This window comes from Streptomyces sp. ADI95-16 (assembly GCF_003721495.1).
GTDB classification, from domain to species: Bacteria; Actinomycetota; Actinomycetes; order Streptomycetales; family Streptomycetaceae; genus Streptomyces; species Streptomyces goshikiensis.
The window spans coordinates 2,572,085-2,588,243 of the sequence record NZ_CP033581.1; the positions used below are offsets into that span (position 1 = coordinate 2,572,085).

The window sequence follows — 16,159 nt, forward strand, 5'->3', positions numbered from 1 at the left end:
GCCCCGGGTGTCACTGCCGCCCGTTAGCGTTCCCGTACACGCAGGTGGAGCGGAGGGGGGCCGCGATGACCGAGGCGCGCGCGGGCGAGGAACCGGCGGACCTCACGGACGCCGAGCGGCTGATGTGGCGCTCGTACCGGACCGGTGACGTCTGCGACCTCACCGCCCGGGAACGGGAGCGCGGCGGCGCGGCGGACCGCGACCGGAGCCCGGAGGCCGACGATCCGCATGGGCCGCGGGTCTGGGGGCCCGAGCGCGCCGTGCGCGCCCGCGTGGTCGCGCTGCTGCTGCTCCACGGCCCGCCGCCGGTGCCCGGCCGGGTGGCCTCGCTGAAGCTGCGAGGTGTGCGGATCAGCGGGAGGCTCGACCTGTCCGGCGGCACGGTCCTGCCGTACGTGGAGTTCCAGTCCTGCCGCTTCGACAGCGAGATCCAGCTGTCCGAGACCCGGTTCGCCACCCTGCGGATGGTGAACTGCGCGATACCCCGGCTGGACGCGGCCCGGCTGCACACCGAGGGCGACCTGCACCTGCCGCGCTGCCGGGTGGCGCGCGGGATCCGCCTCACCGACGCGCAGATCGGCACGGACCTGCTGGTCAGCCAGGCCCAGGTGCGGCAGGACGGCAAGGGCCGGGCGATCGCCGCCGACGGCCTGTCGGTCGCGCAGGACTTCCAGGGCGAGCTGCTGGAGACGTACGGGGAGATCAGCCTGCGCGGGGCGAGCGTCGGCGTGTCGATGAACCTGCGCGGGGCCCGGCTGCGCAACCCGGGCGGGCGGCGCGCGCTGAACGCCCCGCAGCTGACCGTCGGGCGGACCCTCTACCTGACCTCCATCGCGATGGACTACGTACCCGGTGGCTCGGGCTCCTCCACTCCTCCGTACGGGATCACCCAGACCCCGGTGCCCGGGCAGCGGACCCAGCGCTTCGAGTGCCGGGGCGGGCTGCGCCTGGACGACGGCCGGTTCGGCGACGCCGTCGACTTCTACGGGGCCCGGTTCACCCTGGCGCAGGAGCAGGAGGTGTCGCTGCGCCGGATCCAGACACCGGAGCTGCGGTTCGTGGGCGAGCGGCCCGAGCGGGGCCGGGTGGTGCTGTCCGGGGCGAAGGTCGTCAAGCTCGTGGACACCTCCACGAGCTGGCCGGGCCCGGGCGGGGTCTCGATCGAGGGATTCGCCTACGAGAACCTCGCGCCCCGGGGACACTTCCCGCTGGCGCGCCGGGTGGCGTGGGTGGAGGCGGCCACGCCCGAGTACTCCCCGGAGCCGTACGAGCGGCTCGCGGCGGTGCTGCGGGCCAGTGGCGAGGACGCGGACGCCCGCGAGGTGCTGCTCGCCAAGCAGCGCCGTCGGCGGGCGACGCTGCCCCCGGCGGCGAGGGCGTGGGGCCACCTCCAGGACTGGACGGTGGTCTACGGCTACCGCCCGGGGCGGGCCGCGCTGTGGATGGCGGTGCTGTGGGCGGCGGGGTCCCTGCTGTTCTCCCAGTACGACCCGCCGCCGATCAAGGCGGACGAGCACCCGCGGTGGAGCGCGGCGCTGTTCGCGCTGGACCTGCTGCTGCCGGTGATCGATCTGGGGCAGGAGGGCCAGTGGCGGCTGGAGGGCGGCTGGCAGTGGGGCGCGGCGGCCCTCGTCCTGCTGGGGTGGATCCTGGCCACGACGGTGGCGGCGGGAGCCTCACGGCTGCTGAGGCGGGGGTGACGGGGTCCGGGTCCTGGCCATTACCCTGTGCCTCGTGACCACCGTTCGCCTGCCCCTCTTCCCGCTGAACCAGGTGCTGTTCCCGGGCCTCGTGCTACCGCTGAACATCTTCGAGGAGCGTTATCGCGCCATGATGCGCGAGCTGCTGAAGGCGGGCGAGGACGAGCCGCGGCGTTTCGCGGTCGTCGCCATCCGCGACGGCCGGGAGGTCGCGCCGACCGCGCCCGGCCTGCCCGACCCGACGGCGCTGCCCGAACGCGGGCCGGCGGCGGGCTTCGGCGCGGACCCGATCCAGGCCTTCCACCGGGTGGGCTGCGTCGCGGACGCGGCGGCGATCCGCGAGCGCGAGGACGGCAGCTTCGAGGTGATGTCGACGGGGACGACGCGGGTCCGCCTGCTCTCCGTCGACGCGTCGGGCCCGTTCCTGGTGGCCGAGCTGGAGGAGCTGCCCGAGGACGCGGGCGAGGGCGCGGGCGCGCTCGCCGAGGGGGTGCTGCGGGCGTTCCGCACCTACCAGAAGCGGCTGGCGGGGGCCCGTGAGCGGTCCCTGGCGGGCACCGAGCTCCCCGACGAGCCTTCGGTCGTGTCGTACCTGGTGGCGGCGGCGGCCGTGCTGGACATCCCGGCGAAGCAGCGGCTGCTCCAGGCCCCGGACACGGCGACCCGGCTGGCGGAGGAGCTGAAGCTGCTGCGCGCGGAGACGGCGGTGATCCGCCACCTGCCGTCCCTGCCGGCGGTTGACCTGACGCGCACACCGACGAGCCCGAACTGATGGCGAAGAAGAAGCAGCCGGCGGGCACCCCGGCGATCGTGGCGCTGACCGCAGCCGCGGCGGAGTTCACGGTCCACGCGTACGAGCACGACCCGGCGCACCCCTCGTACGGCGAGGAGGCGGCGCAGGCGATGGGCGTCTCCCCCGACCGGGTGTTCAAGACCCTGATCGCGGAGGTGGACGGGGCGCTGGTGGTGGCGGTGGTCCCGGTGTCGGGCAGCCTCGACCTGAAGGCGCTGGCGGCCGCGGTCTCCGGGAAGCGGGCGGCGATGGCCGATCCGGCGCTGGCGGAGCGCACCACGGGTTACGTCCGTGGCGGGATCTCCCCGCTGGGGCAGCGCAAGCGGCTGCGTACGGTCCTGGACGCGTCGGCGGCCGCCCACCCGACCATCTGCGTCTCGGCCGGCCGCCGGGGCCTGGAGGTCGAACTCCCCCCGGCCACCCTGGCGGCCCTCACCTCGGCCACGACGTCCCCCATAGCCCGCCCCTAGCCTGGCCGGCTCCCAAGCGTCCGAGGCGCAGCCCCGGATGATTCAGCCTCGCCGGCGTTTGAGGCGCGGGTCCGGGCAGGGCCCGGCGAACGGTGGAAGGGCGGGGAGGGGACAGCCCCGCGCAGCGGCGGGTCCCGGGCGGGAGCACCCCGACGGCACCCTCGCGGGGTCAGTCCTGCGGAGGCCGCGGCAGGAGGCCGTCCGGGGTGGTGTAGGCCCCGGCCCAGGGCTCGGCATCGGCGGCCGGCGGGTCCTTCGGACCCCAGACGGCCGTGAGCCCCAGGTGCACCAGGATCGCCACCATCGGCCACCCCAGCAGCACCCCGTACGCCAGCAACTGCATCGGCGCGTCGAAGGGCACCCCCTTGCCCGCCTTCCCGGCCGCCACCACCAGGTCGGACGTCGGGCCGAGCCACAGCCCCACCCGCCACCCCACCAGCGCGGCGAACACGGAGCCCACCCCGAGCCCGATCACCAGCGGCACGCCCCCGCGGCGCCGCCACAGGAACACGGCCACCGCGCTCAGCGCGCCCAGTCCGGCCGAGAGCATCAGGAACGTCCCGTCGGACCCGATCCGCCCCTCGCTCTCGGTGTTCCGCAGGAAAACGGCCTCCCCGTTGGAGACGTACTGCACCCGCGGCGCGAGCCACACCCACAGCGCCCCGAGGAGCACCCCGGCGACACCCACCAGCAGGGCCACGGCGGCCCCGTCGCGGATGTCCGCGGGAGTGATCGCGTTCTCGGCGGAGGCGGAGCCAGCGGCGGAGTCAGAGCCGGAGTCGGCGGCGGAGCCGCCCGGCTTCTCGGGCGGCAACGCCTCCGACGGCGGGTCGGACGGAGAAGGAGACGGCGGGGTCACGGCTTCGGTCACTCCCACATCGTGCCAGGTGTTCGGGGCGGCGGGTCTGCCGGCATCCGCGTCAGCCGACCGCCGCCCGCCGGTAGGCCCACGTGGCGACGGCCAGGGACAGTACGCCCACGGCCCCGCAGACCCCGAGGTCGAAGGCGACCGTCGCCCAGTCCGGATGCGGCGCGAAGGTCCGCGCGAACGCCTCCACCCCGTACGTGGACGGCAGCAGGTCCCGCGCCCATACGATCACGCCCGGCATCCGCTCCGGCGGCAGCACGCCCAGCAGCAGCGCCGCCGACATGCCCAACTGCCCGGCCAGCGTGGCCAGCTCCTGCCGCGGCGCCAGCAGGCCCAGCGCCGCGCCCAGCCCGGCCAGCGCGGCCCCCGCCAGCGGCACCACCGCGGCCAGGATCCACAGGCCGCCCATCGGCAGCCCGAACAGCAGGCACCCGAAGACGGCCGTCACCAGCGTCCCCGGCAGGGTGAAGGAGGCGTACGCGGCGGCCGCGCCCAGCACCACCGACGCGGGCGGCACCGGCAGGGTCGCGTAGTGGTCGAGCCCGCCGCTCGCCCGCAGCTGCCCGAAGTACTGGGCGAGCAGGTTCAGCGCGACGAACGCGACGACCAGGACCGACGATCCGGCGACGACGGCCCGCGCCTCCGAGCCCCCGTCCACGACGCCCCGCATCAGGATCATGATCCCGACGGACTGGAAGGTCGCCACGAACAGCAGCGGGATCCGCGCGACCCGCGCCCGGGACAGCTGTGCCCGGTACACGGCCGCCAGCGCGGGGAAGAAGCGCGCCCGCGGGGCGAGCTCGGCAACGGCAACGGCACCGGCGCTCACGCCTTGACCAGCCCCTTCATCCGGCCGCCCAGTGCGAGGTACACGTCCTCCAGGCTGGGCGTGGCCAACGTGAAATCGTCGAGCGCGGCGAACGCCGGGCCCCCCGTGACGGCCGCCACGGCCGCCCTCGCCTCGTCCGGCGGCAGCCGCAGCACCCACCGGCGCCCCGACGCGACGGCCAGCGGGGCCAGCGCCGCGACCTCGGGCACCTCCCGGGGCGCGCCGGTCCGCCACACCAGTTCCAGCCGGACCTCGCCGGAGACCTTGGCCTTGAGCCCGGCCGGGGTGTCGCAGGCGATGACCTTGCCCTGGTCGACGACGGCGACCCGGTCGAGGACGGTCTCGGCCTCGATGACGTTGTGGGTGACCAGCAGGACCGTGGCCCCGTGCCGCTCGCGCCGCCGGTCCACCGCCGACCAGACGGCGCGCCGTGCCACGGGGTCCATGCCGGTGGTGGGTTCGTCGAGGACGAGGACGGGCCGTTCGCCCACCAGCGCGGCGGCGAAGCAGGCCAGCCGCCGCTGCCCGCCGGAGAGTTTCTTCAGGGGCCGCCCGGCGATCTCGGTCAGTCCGAGTTCCTCCAGTACGGCGTCCCGCGCGGCCCGCGCCTGCCGGGCGCCGAGCCCGCGCAGCCGTCCCGTGGTCTCGGCGGCCAGCGCCACCGTGAGCTCGTCCAGGGCTGTGGACTCCTGCCCCAGGTACGCGAGCAGCCGGGACGCCCGCTCGGGGTGGCGTACGAGGTCGTGGCCGAGCAGGGTCACGGAGCCGGTGTCGGGCCGCAGCAGCCCGGTGAGCTGGCGGACCAGGGTGGACTTGCCGGCGCCGTTCGGGCCGAGCAGGCCGAAGATCTCGCCGCGCCGGACGTCCAGGGAGATCCCGTCGGTGGCGCGGGTCTCGGGCATGGCCGGAGCCCCCCGCCGGCCCCGTACGGCGGGGTAGGTCTTGACCAGGTCACGTACCGCGCAGACCACGTCCGAGGCCGCTTCCGCGGCCGCTGCCGTGTGCTGATCCGCTGGTGCTGTGCCCGTACTCACGAGGGAGCAGCCTACGCGTCTTCCACCCTCACCCGGCCGCCGGGGTCTCCCGGCACTCCGGGTACGGGGGCCGGTGCACCACCCACGTGCTCGGCCGCGGCACGGACGTCGATCTCCCGCCAGAACCCGGCGCGGATGGCGTAGCGGTCGTGTTCGTCGATCTGGTCGTCCTTGTGCGCGAGCAGCCCGAAGCGGGCGGCGTAGCGCAGCAGCTCCCCGTCGATGCGGTGCGGGATCCGCGGGTACATCGTGGCCAGTTTCTGCAGGTGGACGGTCTCCGGGAGGCGTTCCATCCAGCGCCTGGCGAACACCTGCCCGACCTCGAACGGGTCACCGCCGACGGTGGTGATGTCCTCCTCGCGGTCGGCCCAGCGCTGCTCGGCGCTGGTGAGCTGGGCGAGGGTGGGCAGGGAGGCGGTCTCGGCGGGCTCTCCCAGCGGCCCGGCCCGGTCGATCCAGCCCTTGTCGGAGGACCACCGCAGGGCGCTGCTGCCGGCCGGGGCGTGGGAGGGCTGCGCGGGGGTGAGCGGCTGCCCGGGCGCGCGCAGGGTGGCGAGGTCCTTGGGGGTGGGTACGGGCTTGGCCCCCTCGTTCGCGGGCGCCGGTACGGGGGTCCCGTGCTCGGTGGTGTCCGGCGCGGCCTGGGCGGAGGAGCCGTTGCGGGCGGCCTCGGCCAGCGCGGCCTCGGGGAGCGGGGCGGAGAGGATGGCGGCGATCTCGGGACGGGGCGCTGGCGGCGGCGGGCAGAGCCCGGCGAGGTCCTTGGCGCGGACGGCCCGGGTGATCCAGGCACGGTCCAGGACCCGGCGTTCGTCGGCTTCGGCGACGAGGTCCTCGGACTGGTTGTAGTCCCCGTCGGCGGCCTGGACGGCCCAGAGGTGGACGGCGACCCCGTGTTCCTTGGCGGACATCAGCCCGGGGAGCAGGTCCCCGTCGCCGGTGACGAGCACGACGTCGGAGCAGGCGCGGTTGCGGGCCAGTTCGGTGAGCTCGGCGTGCATCGCGGCGTCCACGCCCTTCTGCGCCCAGCGGCCGTCGCTGCGGGTCAGGGCGCCGAGCCGGACGGTGACGCGGGGCATGACGCGCAGCCGCCGGTGTTCGGGCTGCGGTACCCGGTCGGGGGCGCCGTCGAACCAGTAGATCCGCAGCAGCGGCTGCTCGGTGTCGGCCTCGGCCCGCTCGCGCAGGCCCTGGATGAGGGCGGCATGGTCGACTGTGATGCGGGAGCGTGAGGGCTCCCCCGCGAGAAGGCTTGCGGCGGCGCCCAGCAGATAGCCGGCGTCCACCAGGACGACGCAGCGGTCCACGCGTTCCACCCTCTTCCGTGGGGGTCCTCTGGTTTTCCCCGAGTCTGCCCGACCGCAAGGGTGTTGACGGCCGGAACTCGATCATCGGCGTGGCGGATCTCACGACGGGGCCGGGAAGAGTCCCTCGGCTACGCGCAGTAATGATCCAAAATGCGCGTTTTGTGGTGCTGTGTGAGTGTGAAGGCGGTCCTGGCACCTAGACCCTCACGGAGGCTCCACCATGGCCAAGAACAAGAACCGCCAGCAGCCCGCGAAGCAGCAGCCGCGCTCCGCGCAGGAGCCGGCCAAGGGTTCGACGGAAACCGAGTCGATGTCCTCGTCGACGTCGCCGAGTCCCATGGACATGGCCCACAAGCGCAAGGAAAAGAAGTTCGGCCACAACTGACCTTCCCCCGCACGAGCACGGAAGGGCGCACCCGGCTGCCGGGTGCGCCCTTCCGTGGGTGCGACGACATGTGCGAAGGCCGTGCGACGGCTGCCGTCGTGGCCGCTATCCGGCCAGGCAGGACGGTCCGAGGAGCACCTTGAGGTCACCGAACAGCGCCGGGTCGGGCTGCACCCGGTGCCGGTCGAGCCGCAGCACGGTCGTGGTCCGGGGCCCCTGGAGCTTGATCCGCACCTCGGTGTTGCCCTTGTGGTGGCGCAGGATCTCCCCCAGTCGGGTCACCATCGGCGGAGTGACCTTGACGGTCGGGATGGTGAGCACCACGGGGGCGTTCGTTCCGGCCGACGAGAGGTCGGGGACCATCATCTCCATGGCGACCAGGCGGGGCACGTCCTCGCGCTTGTCGAGGCGGCCCTTGACGAACACGACGGTGTCCTCGACGAGCTGGGTGGAGACGAGCTGGTAGGTCGCCGGGAAGAACATGCACTCGATGGAGCCGGCCAGGTCCTCGACGGTGGCGATGGCCCAGGCGTTGCCCTGCTTGGTCATCTTGCGCTGGAGGCCGGAGATGATGCCGCCGATGGTGACGACCGCGCCGTCGGAGTGCTCGCCGCCGGTGAGCTGGGAGATACCGGCGTCCGTCTTGTCGGACAGTACGTGCTCCAGGCCGAACAGCGGGTGGTCCGAGACGTACAGGCCGAGCATCTCGCGCTCCTGGGCGAGCAGGTAGGACTTCTCCCACTCCACGTCGGAGAACTCGACGTCGAGCCCGAAGCCCGGCTCGTCGCCGCCGGCCTCGTCGCCCATCGCGCCGAAGAGGTCGAACTGTCCCTCGGCCTCCTTGCGCTTGACCGCGACCACGTTGTCGATCATCGGTTCGTGGTGGGCGACCAGGCCCTTGCGGGTGTGGCCCATCTCGTCGAAGGCGCCGGCCTTGATCAGCGACTCGACGGTCCGCTTGTTGCAGACCACGGCCTCGACCTTGTCGAGGAAGTCGGGGAAGGACGAGTACTTCCCCTTGGCCTTCCTCGTCTTGATGATCGAGTCGACGACGTTGTTGCCGACGTTGCGGACGGCGGTGAGGCCGAAGAGGATCACGTCGTCGCCCTGGGCGGCGAAGTTCGGCTCGGACTCGTTCACGTTCGGCGGGAGCACCTTGATGCCCATGCGGCGGCACTCGTTCAGGTAGATCGCGGACTTGTCCTTGTCGTCCTTGACCGAGGTCAGGAGCCCCGCCATGTACTCGGCCGGGAAGTTCGCCTTGAGGTAGGCGGTCCAGTAGGAGACCAGGCCGTACGCCGCCGAGTGGGCCTTGTTGAAGGCGTAGCCGGCGAAGGGCACCAGGACGTCCCACAGGGCCTGGATGGCCTTGTCGTTATAGCCGTTCTTCCGGGCGCCCTCCTGGAAGATGGTGAAGTTCTTCGCCAGCTCCTCGGGCTTCTTCTTGCCCATCACGCGGCGCAGGATGTCGGCCTCGCCGAGCGAGTACCCGGCGATGATCTGGGCGGCCTTCTGCACCTGCTCCTGGTACACGATCAGGCCGTAGGTGACCGCGAGCACCTCTTCGAGGGGCTTCTCCAGATCCGGGTGGATCGGGGTGATCTCCTGCTGCTTGTTCTTGCGCAGGGCGTAGTTCGTGTGCGAGTTCATGCCCATCGGGCCCGGCCGGTACAGGGCCGAGACGGCGGAGATGTCCTCGAAGTTGTCGGGCTTCATCAGGCGCAGCAGGGAGCGCATGGGCCCGCCGTCGAACTGGAAGACGCCGAGGGTGTCGCCGCGGCCGAGCAGTTCGAAGGTCTTGGGGTCGTCGAGCGGGAGGCCGAGGAGATCGATGTCGATCCCCTTGTTCGCCTTCACCATCTTGACGGCGTCGTCCATGATCGTGAGGTTGCGCAGGCCGAGGAAGTCCATCTTCAGCAGGCCGAGCGACTCGCAGCTCGGGTAGTCCCACTGGGTGATGGTCACCTGGTCCGTGTGCCGTACCCAGACGGGCACGTGGTCGGTGATCGTCTCGCTGGACATGATCACGCCGGCGGCGTGCACGCCCATCTGGCGGACCAGACCCTCGACGCCGCGCGCGGTGTCGATGACCTTCTTGACGTCCGGCTCGTTCTCGTACATCCCGCGGATCTCGCCGGCCTCGCCGTAGCGGGGGTGCTGCGGGTCGAGGATGCCGGAGAGGGGGATGCCCTTGCCGAGGACGTCGGCGGGCATGGCCTTGGTGAGCCGGTCGCCCATGGCGTACGGGTAGCCCAGGACGCGCGCGGAGTCCTTGATCGCGTTCTTGGCCTTGATCGTGCCGTAGGTCCCGATCATGGCGACCTTGTCCTGGCCGTACTTCTCGGTCACGTACCGGATCACCTCGACGCGCCTGCGCTCGTCGAAGTCGATGTCGACGTCGGGCATGGAGACGCGCTCGGGGTTCAGGAAGCGCTCGAAGATCAGACCGTGGGTGAGCGGGTCGAGGTCGGTGATGCCCATGGCGTACGCGACGATCGAACCGGCCGCGGAGCCTCGGCCCGGGCCCACCGCGATGCCCTGGTTCTTGGCCCACATGATGAAGTCGGCGACCACGAGGAAGTAGCCCGGGAAGCCCATCGAGATGATCGTGTCCATCTCGTACTCGGCCTGCTTCAGCCGGTCGTCCGGGATGCCTCCGGGGTAGCGGCGGTGCATGCCGCGCATGGTCTCCTCGCGGAACCAGCTGACCTCGGTGTGGCCCTCCGGGATGTCGAACTTCGGCATCAGGTTCCGGAACTTGAACATGCCCTCGGTGTCGATCTGGTCCGCGACCAGCTTCGTGTTGGCGCAGCCCTCCTGCCAGGCGTCCGAGGAGTCGATGGCGTACATCTCGTCCGTGGACTTCAGGTAGTAGCCGGTGCCGTCGAAGCGGAAGCGGTCCGGGTCCGAGAGGTTCTTGCCGGTCTGGATGCAGAGCAGGGCGTCGTGGGCGGTGGCCTCGCTCGCGTACGTGTAGTGCGAGTCGTTCGTGACCAGCGGCGGGATGCCGAGCTTCTTGCCGATCTCCAGCAGCCCGTCGCGGACCCGGCGCTCGATCTCGATGCCGTGGTCCATCAGCTCCAGGAAGTACCGGTCCTTGCCGAAGATGTCCTGGTACTCGGAGGCCGATTTCAGGGCCTCGTCGAACTGGCCGAGGCGCAGCCTGGTCTGGAGCTCGCCGGAGGGGCAGCCGGTGGAGGCGATGAGCCCCTCGGACCACTGGCTGATGGTCTCCTTGTCCATGCGGGGCCACTTCGTGAGCCAGCCCTCGGCGTACGCGTCGGAGGACAGCCGGAAGAGGTTGTGCAGGCCGGTGGAGTTCGCCGCCCAGATCGTCTTGTGGGTGTAACCGCCGGAACCGGAGACGTCGTCCCGCTTCTGGTGGGGCTGGCCCCACTGGATGCGCCGCTTGTTGCGCCGGGACTCGGGGGCGACGTACGCCTCGATGCCGATGATCGGCGTGACGCCCGACTTCTGCGCGGTGTGGAAGAAGTCGTACGCGCCGTGCAGGTTGCCGTGGTCGGACATGGCGATGTGCGTCATGCCCATCTCGTTGCACGCGTTGAACATGTCCTTCAGCCGCGCGGCACCGTCCAGCAGCGAGTACTGGGTGTGGACGTGCAGGTGCGTGAACGGCGTCTTGGTCACGGTGGGAGTCCTCCGGCGGGGAGAGAGGGGGGGCAGCCCCGAAGTCTACGTCGGGCGAGTGACAGGAACCGGGCACCGACGGGTACGGTCATCCGTTGCAGACCCAAGGACACCTGTCCGGAATCCGGTCAGCAGAAGATCCAGACAAGCGCCACCAGGAGGCACCCGCCATGGCGGTTCCCGAGACGTCGAACGAACAGCGCGCCGAGCAGATACTCGATGTGTTCAACACCGCTTTCGGTGAGCTGTTCGCCGCCGACCCCGCTGCCTTCCAGGTCAAATTCCGCAAGATGGCGGCCTCCGCGTTCGCGTTCTACCGCGGTACGGCCTGTCTGTTCTACGCCGACCTGGAGCACGACCGGCACGGCGGCCCGTACCTGGACGAGCGGACCGGCCGGGTCTGGATCCACGGCGATCTGCACGCCGAGAACTTCGGCACGTACATGGACTCCAACGGCCGGCTGATCTTCAACGTCAACGACTTCGACGAGGCCTACGTCGGCCCGTTCACCTGGGACCTGAAGCGCTTCGCCGCCTCCGTCGCCCTGATCGGCTACACCAAGGCCCTCAGCGACGAGCAGATCAGCGAGCTCGTGCGGATCTACGCGGCCGCCTACCGGGAGCGGATCCACGCCCTGGCCACCGGCGCGGGGGACCGCTACGAGGACGCGGTGCCCTCCTTCACCCTGGACACCGCCGAGGGCCCGCTGCTGGGGGCGCTGCGCTCGGCCCGCTCCCGCACCCGCTTCGCCCTGCTCGACTCGATGACGGAGATACGGGACTACGAGCGCCGCTTCGCCTCGGGCGGCGGCGCCATCGAGCTGGACGCGGCGACCCGGTACAAGGTGCTGGCCGCCTTCGACGGGTACCTGGAGACCCTGCCGGAGGAGTCGCTGGTCCGCCCCGACTCGTACCGGGTCAAGGACGTGGTGGGCCGCCGGGGCATCGGGATCGGCTCGGCCGGCCTGCCCTCGTACAACATCCTGCTGGAGGGGCACAGCGACGCCCTGGAGAACGACGTCGTGATCTACCTCAAGCAGGCGCAGACCCCGGCGGTGTCCCGGCACATCACCGACCGGGCGGTCCGGGAGTACTTCCAGCACGAGGGACACCGCACGGTGATCTCCCAGCGGGCCCTGCAGGCGCACGCGGACCCGTGGCTGGGCTGGACGGAGCTGGACGGCTCCGGGCAGCTGGTGGCCGAGGTCTCCCCGTACGCGGTGGACCTGGACTGGTCGGACCTGGACGACCCGGAGGAGATAGCGACCGTGGTCGCGGACCTGGGCCGGGCGACGGCGACCATGCACGGCGCGGCCGACGCGGCGGAGAGCGGGCAGACGCTGGTCCCGTTCTCCACCGAGCGGGCCATCGACGCGGCGATCGCGGCCGACGAGGCGGGCTTCGCGGAGCTGCTGGTGGACTTCGCCCACGCCTACGGGGCCCGGGCGCGCGCCGACCACCAGATCTTCGTGGACCTGTTCCGCAACGGCCGGATCATGAACGAGCGCGCCCTGGCGTGATTCCGTGGCCCTCCGGGGCCCAGGGCCGGGTTTCACAGGGAGTCATGGCACACTCGCGGCGATGGACATATCAGCTGTAGGGCTTCGGGGGCTGCGGGCCGCGCTGTTCGGCGCGCTCGTCGTGCTGCTCTCGGCCGGCTCCCACGTGCTGATGTCCCAGGCACCGCTGCCGCCCGCCATGGTGGGCGGGGCCTTCGCCGGGGTGTTCCTGATCGCCTACGCGCTGGCCGGCCGGGAGCGGGGCTTCGGCCCGATCGCCGGGCTGCTGGTGCCGCTGGAGCTGGCGGCCGACACCGTCTTCACCGCCGGGCAGCACGTCTGCTACGGCCCCGCGGGCGGCCCGGTCTCCGGCCCGCTGCGCGCCCTGGGCCTGGCGGAGCTGTGCGGCGGTACCCCGGTGGGCGGCCCGCTGACGGCCCCGGCGGGCGGTCCGGCGGCCGCGCTGGCGGTCGCGCCCGGGCCGTGGACCCCCTGGCTGCTGCTGGGGGCGCACGTCTCGGTCGGGCTGCTCGCGGCGCTGTGGCTGCGGCACGGGGAGCGGGCCCTGGGCCGGCTGGTGCGCGCGGTGGCCGCCTTCGCGTTCCGGCCGCTGCTGCTGGTGGCGGCCTCGGTGACGGCGGCCGCGGGCCCGGCGCGGCGGATGCCGTCGCCGGTCCGCCCGGGCGCGGGGGCCCGTACCCGATTCCCCGCACACTCCGTGGGACGGCGGGGACCTCCCGTACGCGCGGCGCTCGCGAGCGCCTGAGACGCGTACGTACGGCAGTCCCCCTCTTTCACACGTCACGGAGATCACCATGAGTTCACGCAACAGCCAGGCGAACAAGGCGGCGGCCCGCGACAAGCTGCGCGCGGAGCGCGAGCGGCAGGCCAAGAAGGACCGGGTGCGCCGCCAGGTCATCGTGGCCGGCGCGGGTGTCCTGCTCCTGGCCGTGGTCGGCGGCGTCGCCTACCTGGTCAAGCAGGCCAACGAGCCCACGTACTGGGAGAAGGCCGCCAAGGCCGAGCTGGTCAAGCCGAAGAACACCACGGGCGACGACGGCACCACCGTCGTGCTCGGCAAGGCCGACGCGAAGAAGACCCTGGAGCTGTACGAGGACTCGCGCTGCCCGGCGTGCGCGGCGTTCGAGCAGGCGGTGGGCGAGCAGGTCAAGAAGGACGTCGACGCGGGCAAGTACAAGCTCCGGTACATAGGCGCGACCTTCATCGACAACGCCGCCAAGGGCGAGGGCTCGAAGAACGCGCTGAGCGCGCTCGGCGCGGCGCTGAACGTCAGCCCGGAGGCCTTCCTCGACTACAAGGCGGCCCTGTACTCCAAGGAGCTGCACCCCGAGGAGACCGTCGACACCTTCGCCAAGGACGACTACCTCATCAAGGTCGCGGACACCGTCCCGGCGCTGAAGGGGAACGCCGAGTTCAAGAAGGCCGTCGAGGACGGCACGTACGACCGGTGGGCGATGGAGATGTCGAAGTCCTTCGACAAGTCCGGGGTGACGGGTACTCCGACGCTGAAGATGGACGGCAAGAAGATCGACACCCCCTCCACCCCCGACGCCTTCACGACGGCGATCGACGCGGCCCTGAAGGGCTGACCGGCGCCGGACGCTGACGGCCCGCCAGGGACCGTCTTCCGGCCACCGCTTCACGGGCGGGCGAACTCCCAGAGTTCGTCCGCCCGTTGCCTTCCCAGGGATGTACCGGCGGTTATACCCGGCAGTAATATCATCGCCCGTGACCAGTCATCTCTCCCCCGTTCCGGCCAACCCGGCGGCTCCGCGCCGCCGTACGGTCGTCCTGGCCGCCGCGGCCACGGCCGCGCTGGCCCCGCTCGCCGGACTCGGCGCCTCGGCCGCCCACGCGGCGGCCGCCGCCCCCGCCCCCGCCTTCCTGCACGGTGTCGCCTCCGGCGACCCGCTGCCCGACGGGATCCTGCTGTGGACCCGCGTCACCCCGGTTCCCGAGGCGGCGCCGGGCTCCGGCCTCGGCCCGGCCACCGAGGTGGCCTGGGAGGTCTCCGAGGACAAGGCCTTCTCCCGGGTCGTCGCGCGCGGCTCGGTGACCGCGACCGCCGCCGCCGACCACACGGTCAAGGCGGACGTGCGCGGCCTGCGCCCGCAGACCCCGTACTGGTACCGCTTCACCGCGGGGGACACCGTCTCCCCTGCCGGGCGCACCCTGACCGCCCCGGCCCACGACGTGAGCACCGCCGGGGTCCGGTTCGGCGTGGTCTCCTGCGCCAACTGGGAGTCCGGCTACTTCTCGGCGTACCGCCACCTGGCCGCCCGCAGCGACCTGACCGCCGTCCTGCACCTGGGCGACTACATCTACGAGTACCAGAGCGGGGGTTACCCGGAGGCGAAGTACGTCGTACGCCAGCACGAGCCGAAGCACGAGATCGTCTCGCTGGCGGACTACCGCGTCCGGCACGGCAAGTACAAGACGGACGCCGACCTCCAGGCGCTGCACGCGGCCCACGCGATCATCGCCATCTGGGACGACCACGAGTTCGCCAACGACGCCTGGGCGGGCGGGGCGGAGAACCACACCCCCGGCGCCGAGGGCGAGTGGGCGGCCCGCGCGGCCGCCGCGAAGCAGGCGTACTTCGAGTGGATGCCGGTGCGGCCCTCCGTCGCCGGCACCGTCTACCGGCGGCTGCAGTTCGGCACCCTCGCCGACCTGCACCTGCTGGACCTGCGCAGCTTCCGCTCGCAGCAGGCCAAGGTGGGCAGCGGCTCGGTGGACGACCCGGAGCGCACCATCACCGGGCGCGCCCAGCTGGACTGGCTCAAGTCGGGCCTGGCGAGCTCGAACGCGGCCTGGAAGCTGGTCGGCACCTCGGTGATGATCTCGCCGGTGGCGTTCGGCTCGCTGCCCGCGCACCTGCTGAAGCCGCTCGCCAAGCTGCTCGGGCTGCCGGAGGGCGGCATCGCGATCAACGTGGACCAGTGGGACGGGTACACGGACGACCGCAAGGAGCTGCTGGGCCACCTGAAGGACCGGAACATCAAGAACACGGTGTTCCTGACGGGTGACATCCACATGGCGTGGGCCAACGACGTCCCGGTGAACATGGCGACCTACCCGGGCTCGGGCACGGCGGCGACCGAGTTCGTCGTCACCTCGGTGACCTCCGACAACCTCGACGAGATGCTGCACGTCCCGGCGGACACCGCCTCACTGGTGGCCGAAACGGCCATCAAGGCCGCGAACTGGCACGTGAAGTGGCTGGACATGGATGCCCACGGGTACGGCGTCCTGGACGTCACGGCCGAGCGTTCGCAGATGGACTACTACGTGGTCTCGGACAAGCGCCGCCAGGACGCGACGGCCGCGTGGGCGCGCTCGTACCGCACGCTCAGCGGCACGCAGAAGGTGGAGCGGGTGACTCAGCCGGTGCGCTGACATACCGTCAATTTCGCTGCGAGAAGGGGCGTTTGGTTCACACCAGACGCCCCTTCAGTCACTTCGGCAACAAATCTTTTACCTACGAGATCTTGCCAATCGGCTGACATGGACACGTAAGCTTCGCGCCAGCGTGAGGAGAACCTCACCCCCCACACCACGCTTCGCGAGGAGTCAACGTGCGCGCTTCCGCCCGCATATCCCCC

The 16,159-nt window shown here is 71.8% G+C and carries 13 protein-coding genes; 8 read left to right on the forward strand and 5 right to left on the reverse strand.

Going from position 1 to position 16,159, the window contains the following annotated elements; all coding sequences use genetic code 11:
- The first annotated feature begins 65 nt into the window (after positions 1–65).
- Genes EES41_RS11195 through ybaK form a run of 3 tightly spaced genes read left to right on the forward strand, consistent with a single transcriptional unit; the run spans position 66 to position 2,963 of the window.
- Positions 66–1,700: an oxidoreductase gene (locus tag EES41_RS11195; protein WP_123077717.1), complete on the forward strand. Its 1,635-nt coding sequence runs from the start codon at positions 66–68 to the stop codon at positions 1,698–1,700.
- A gap of 34 nt (positions 1,701–1,734) precedes the next feature.
- The gene (locus EES41_RS11200) at positions 1,735–2,472 is read left to right on the forward strand and encodes an LON peptidase substrate-binding domain-containing protein (RefSeq protein ID WP_123077719.1); all 738 of its coding nucleotides are present in this window, start codon (positions 1,735–1,737) and stop codon (positions 2,470–2,472) included.
- Positions 2,472–2,963: a Cys-tRNA(Pro) deacylase gene (gene ybaK, locus EES41_RS11205; protein ID WP_123077721.1), complete on the forward strand. Its 492-nt coding sequence runs from the start codon at positions 2,472–2,474 to the stop codon at positions 2,961–2,963. Before EES41_RS11200 ends, ybaK begins: the two co-directional genes overlap by 1 nt.
- 169 nt (positions 2,964–3,132) lie before the next feature.
- On the opposite strand, the gene EES41_RS11210 is transcribed toward ybaK, so the two are convergent.
- The 4 genes from EES41_RS11210 to EES41_RS11225 all read right to left on the reverse strand — a co-directional run bounded on the left by EES41_RS11210 (position 3,133) and on the right by EES41_RS11225 (position 7,010).
- A complete protein-coding gene (locus EES41_RS11210) occupies positions 3,133–3,834 on the reverse strand; it encodes a DUF2567 domain-containing protein (protein WP_254211405.1) in 702 nt (233 codons plus the stop codon).
- A gap of 49 nt (positions 3,835–3,883) precedes the next feature.
- Positions 3,884–4,660, reverse strand: a complete 777-nt coding sequence (locus EES41_RS11215) for an ABC transporter permease (protein WP_037791488.1) — start codon at positions 4,658–4,660, stop codon at positions 3,884–3,886.
- Positions 4,657–5,562: an ABC transporter ATP-binding protein gene (locus EES41_RS42925; RefSeq protein ID WP_254211751.1), complete on the reverse strand. Its 906-nt coding sequence runs from the start codon at positions 5,560–5,562 to the stop codon at positions 4,657–4,659. Before EES41_RS42925 ends, EES41_RS11215 begins: the two co-directional genes overlap by 4 nt.
- A 143-nt stretch (positions 5,563–5,705) precedes the next feature.
- Positions 5,706–7,010, reverse strand: a complete 1,305-nt coding sequence (locus EES41_RS11225) for an NYN domain-containing protein (RefSeq protein WP_123077727.1) — start codon at positions 7,008–7,010, stop codon at positions 5,706–5,708.
- Between the two features lie 211 nt (positions 7,011–7,221).
- On the opposite strand from EES41_RS11225, the gene EES41_RS41365 reads away from it, so the two are divergent.
- The gene (locus tag EES41_RS41365; protein ID WP_164495806.1) at positions 7,222–7,386 is read left to right on the forward strand and encodes a hypothetical protein; all 165 of its coding nucleotides are present in this window, start codon (positions 7,222–7,224) and stop codon (positions 7,384–7,386) included.
- A gap of 105 nt (positions 7,387–7,491) precedes the next feature.
- Here the strand turns inward: EES41_RS41365 and dnaE are convergent, their stop codons facing one another.
- Positions 7,492–11,034, reverse strand: coding sequence for a DNA polymerase III subunit alpha (gene dnaE / locus EES41_RS11230; RefSeq protein ID WP_123077729.1), 3,543 nt, complete (start codon positions 11,032–11,034; stop codon positions 7,492–7,494).
- A gap of 170 nt (positions 11,035–11,204) precedes the next feature.
- Here dnaE and EES41_RS11235 point away from each other — a divergent pair, with 170 nt between their 5' ends.
- The 4 genes from EES41_RS11235 (at position 11,205) to EES41_RS11250 (ending at position 15,953) form a co-directional block, all read left to right on the forward strand.
- Positions 11,205–12,554, forward strand: coding sequence for a DUF2252 domain-containing protein (locus tag EES41_RS11235; RefSeq protein WP_008738653.1), 1,350 nt, complete (start codon positions 11,205–11,207; stop codon positions 12,552–12,554).
- Between the two features lie 61 nt (positions 12,555–12,615).
- Positions 12,616–13,299: a hypothetical protein gene (locus EES41_RS11240; protein ID WP_073774423.1), complete on the forward strand. Its 684-nt coding sequence runs from the start codon at positions 12,616–12,618 to the stop codon at positions 13,297–13,299.
- Between the two features lie 49 nt (positions 13,300–13,348).
- Positions 13,349–14,143, forward strand: coding sequence for a DsbA family protein (locus tag EES41_RS11245; RefSeq protein ID WP_123077731.1), 795 nt, complete (start codon positions 13,349–13,351; stop codon positions 14,141–14,143).
- Between the two features lie 139 nt (positions 14,144–14,282).
- The gene (locus EES41_RS11250; RefSeq protein WP_254211406.1) at positions 14,283–15,953 is read left to right on the forward strand and encodes an alkaline phosphatase; all 1,671 of its coding nucleotides are present in this window, start codon (positions 14,283–14,285) and stop codon (positions 15,951–15,953) included.
- Positions 15,954–16,159: the final 206 nt, after the last annotated feature.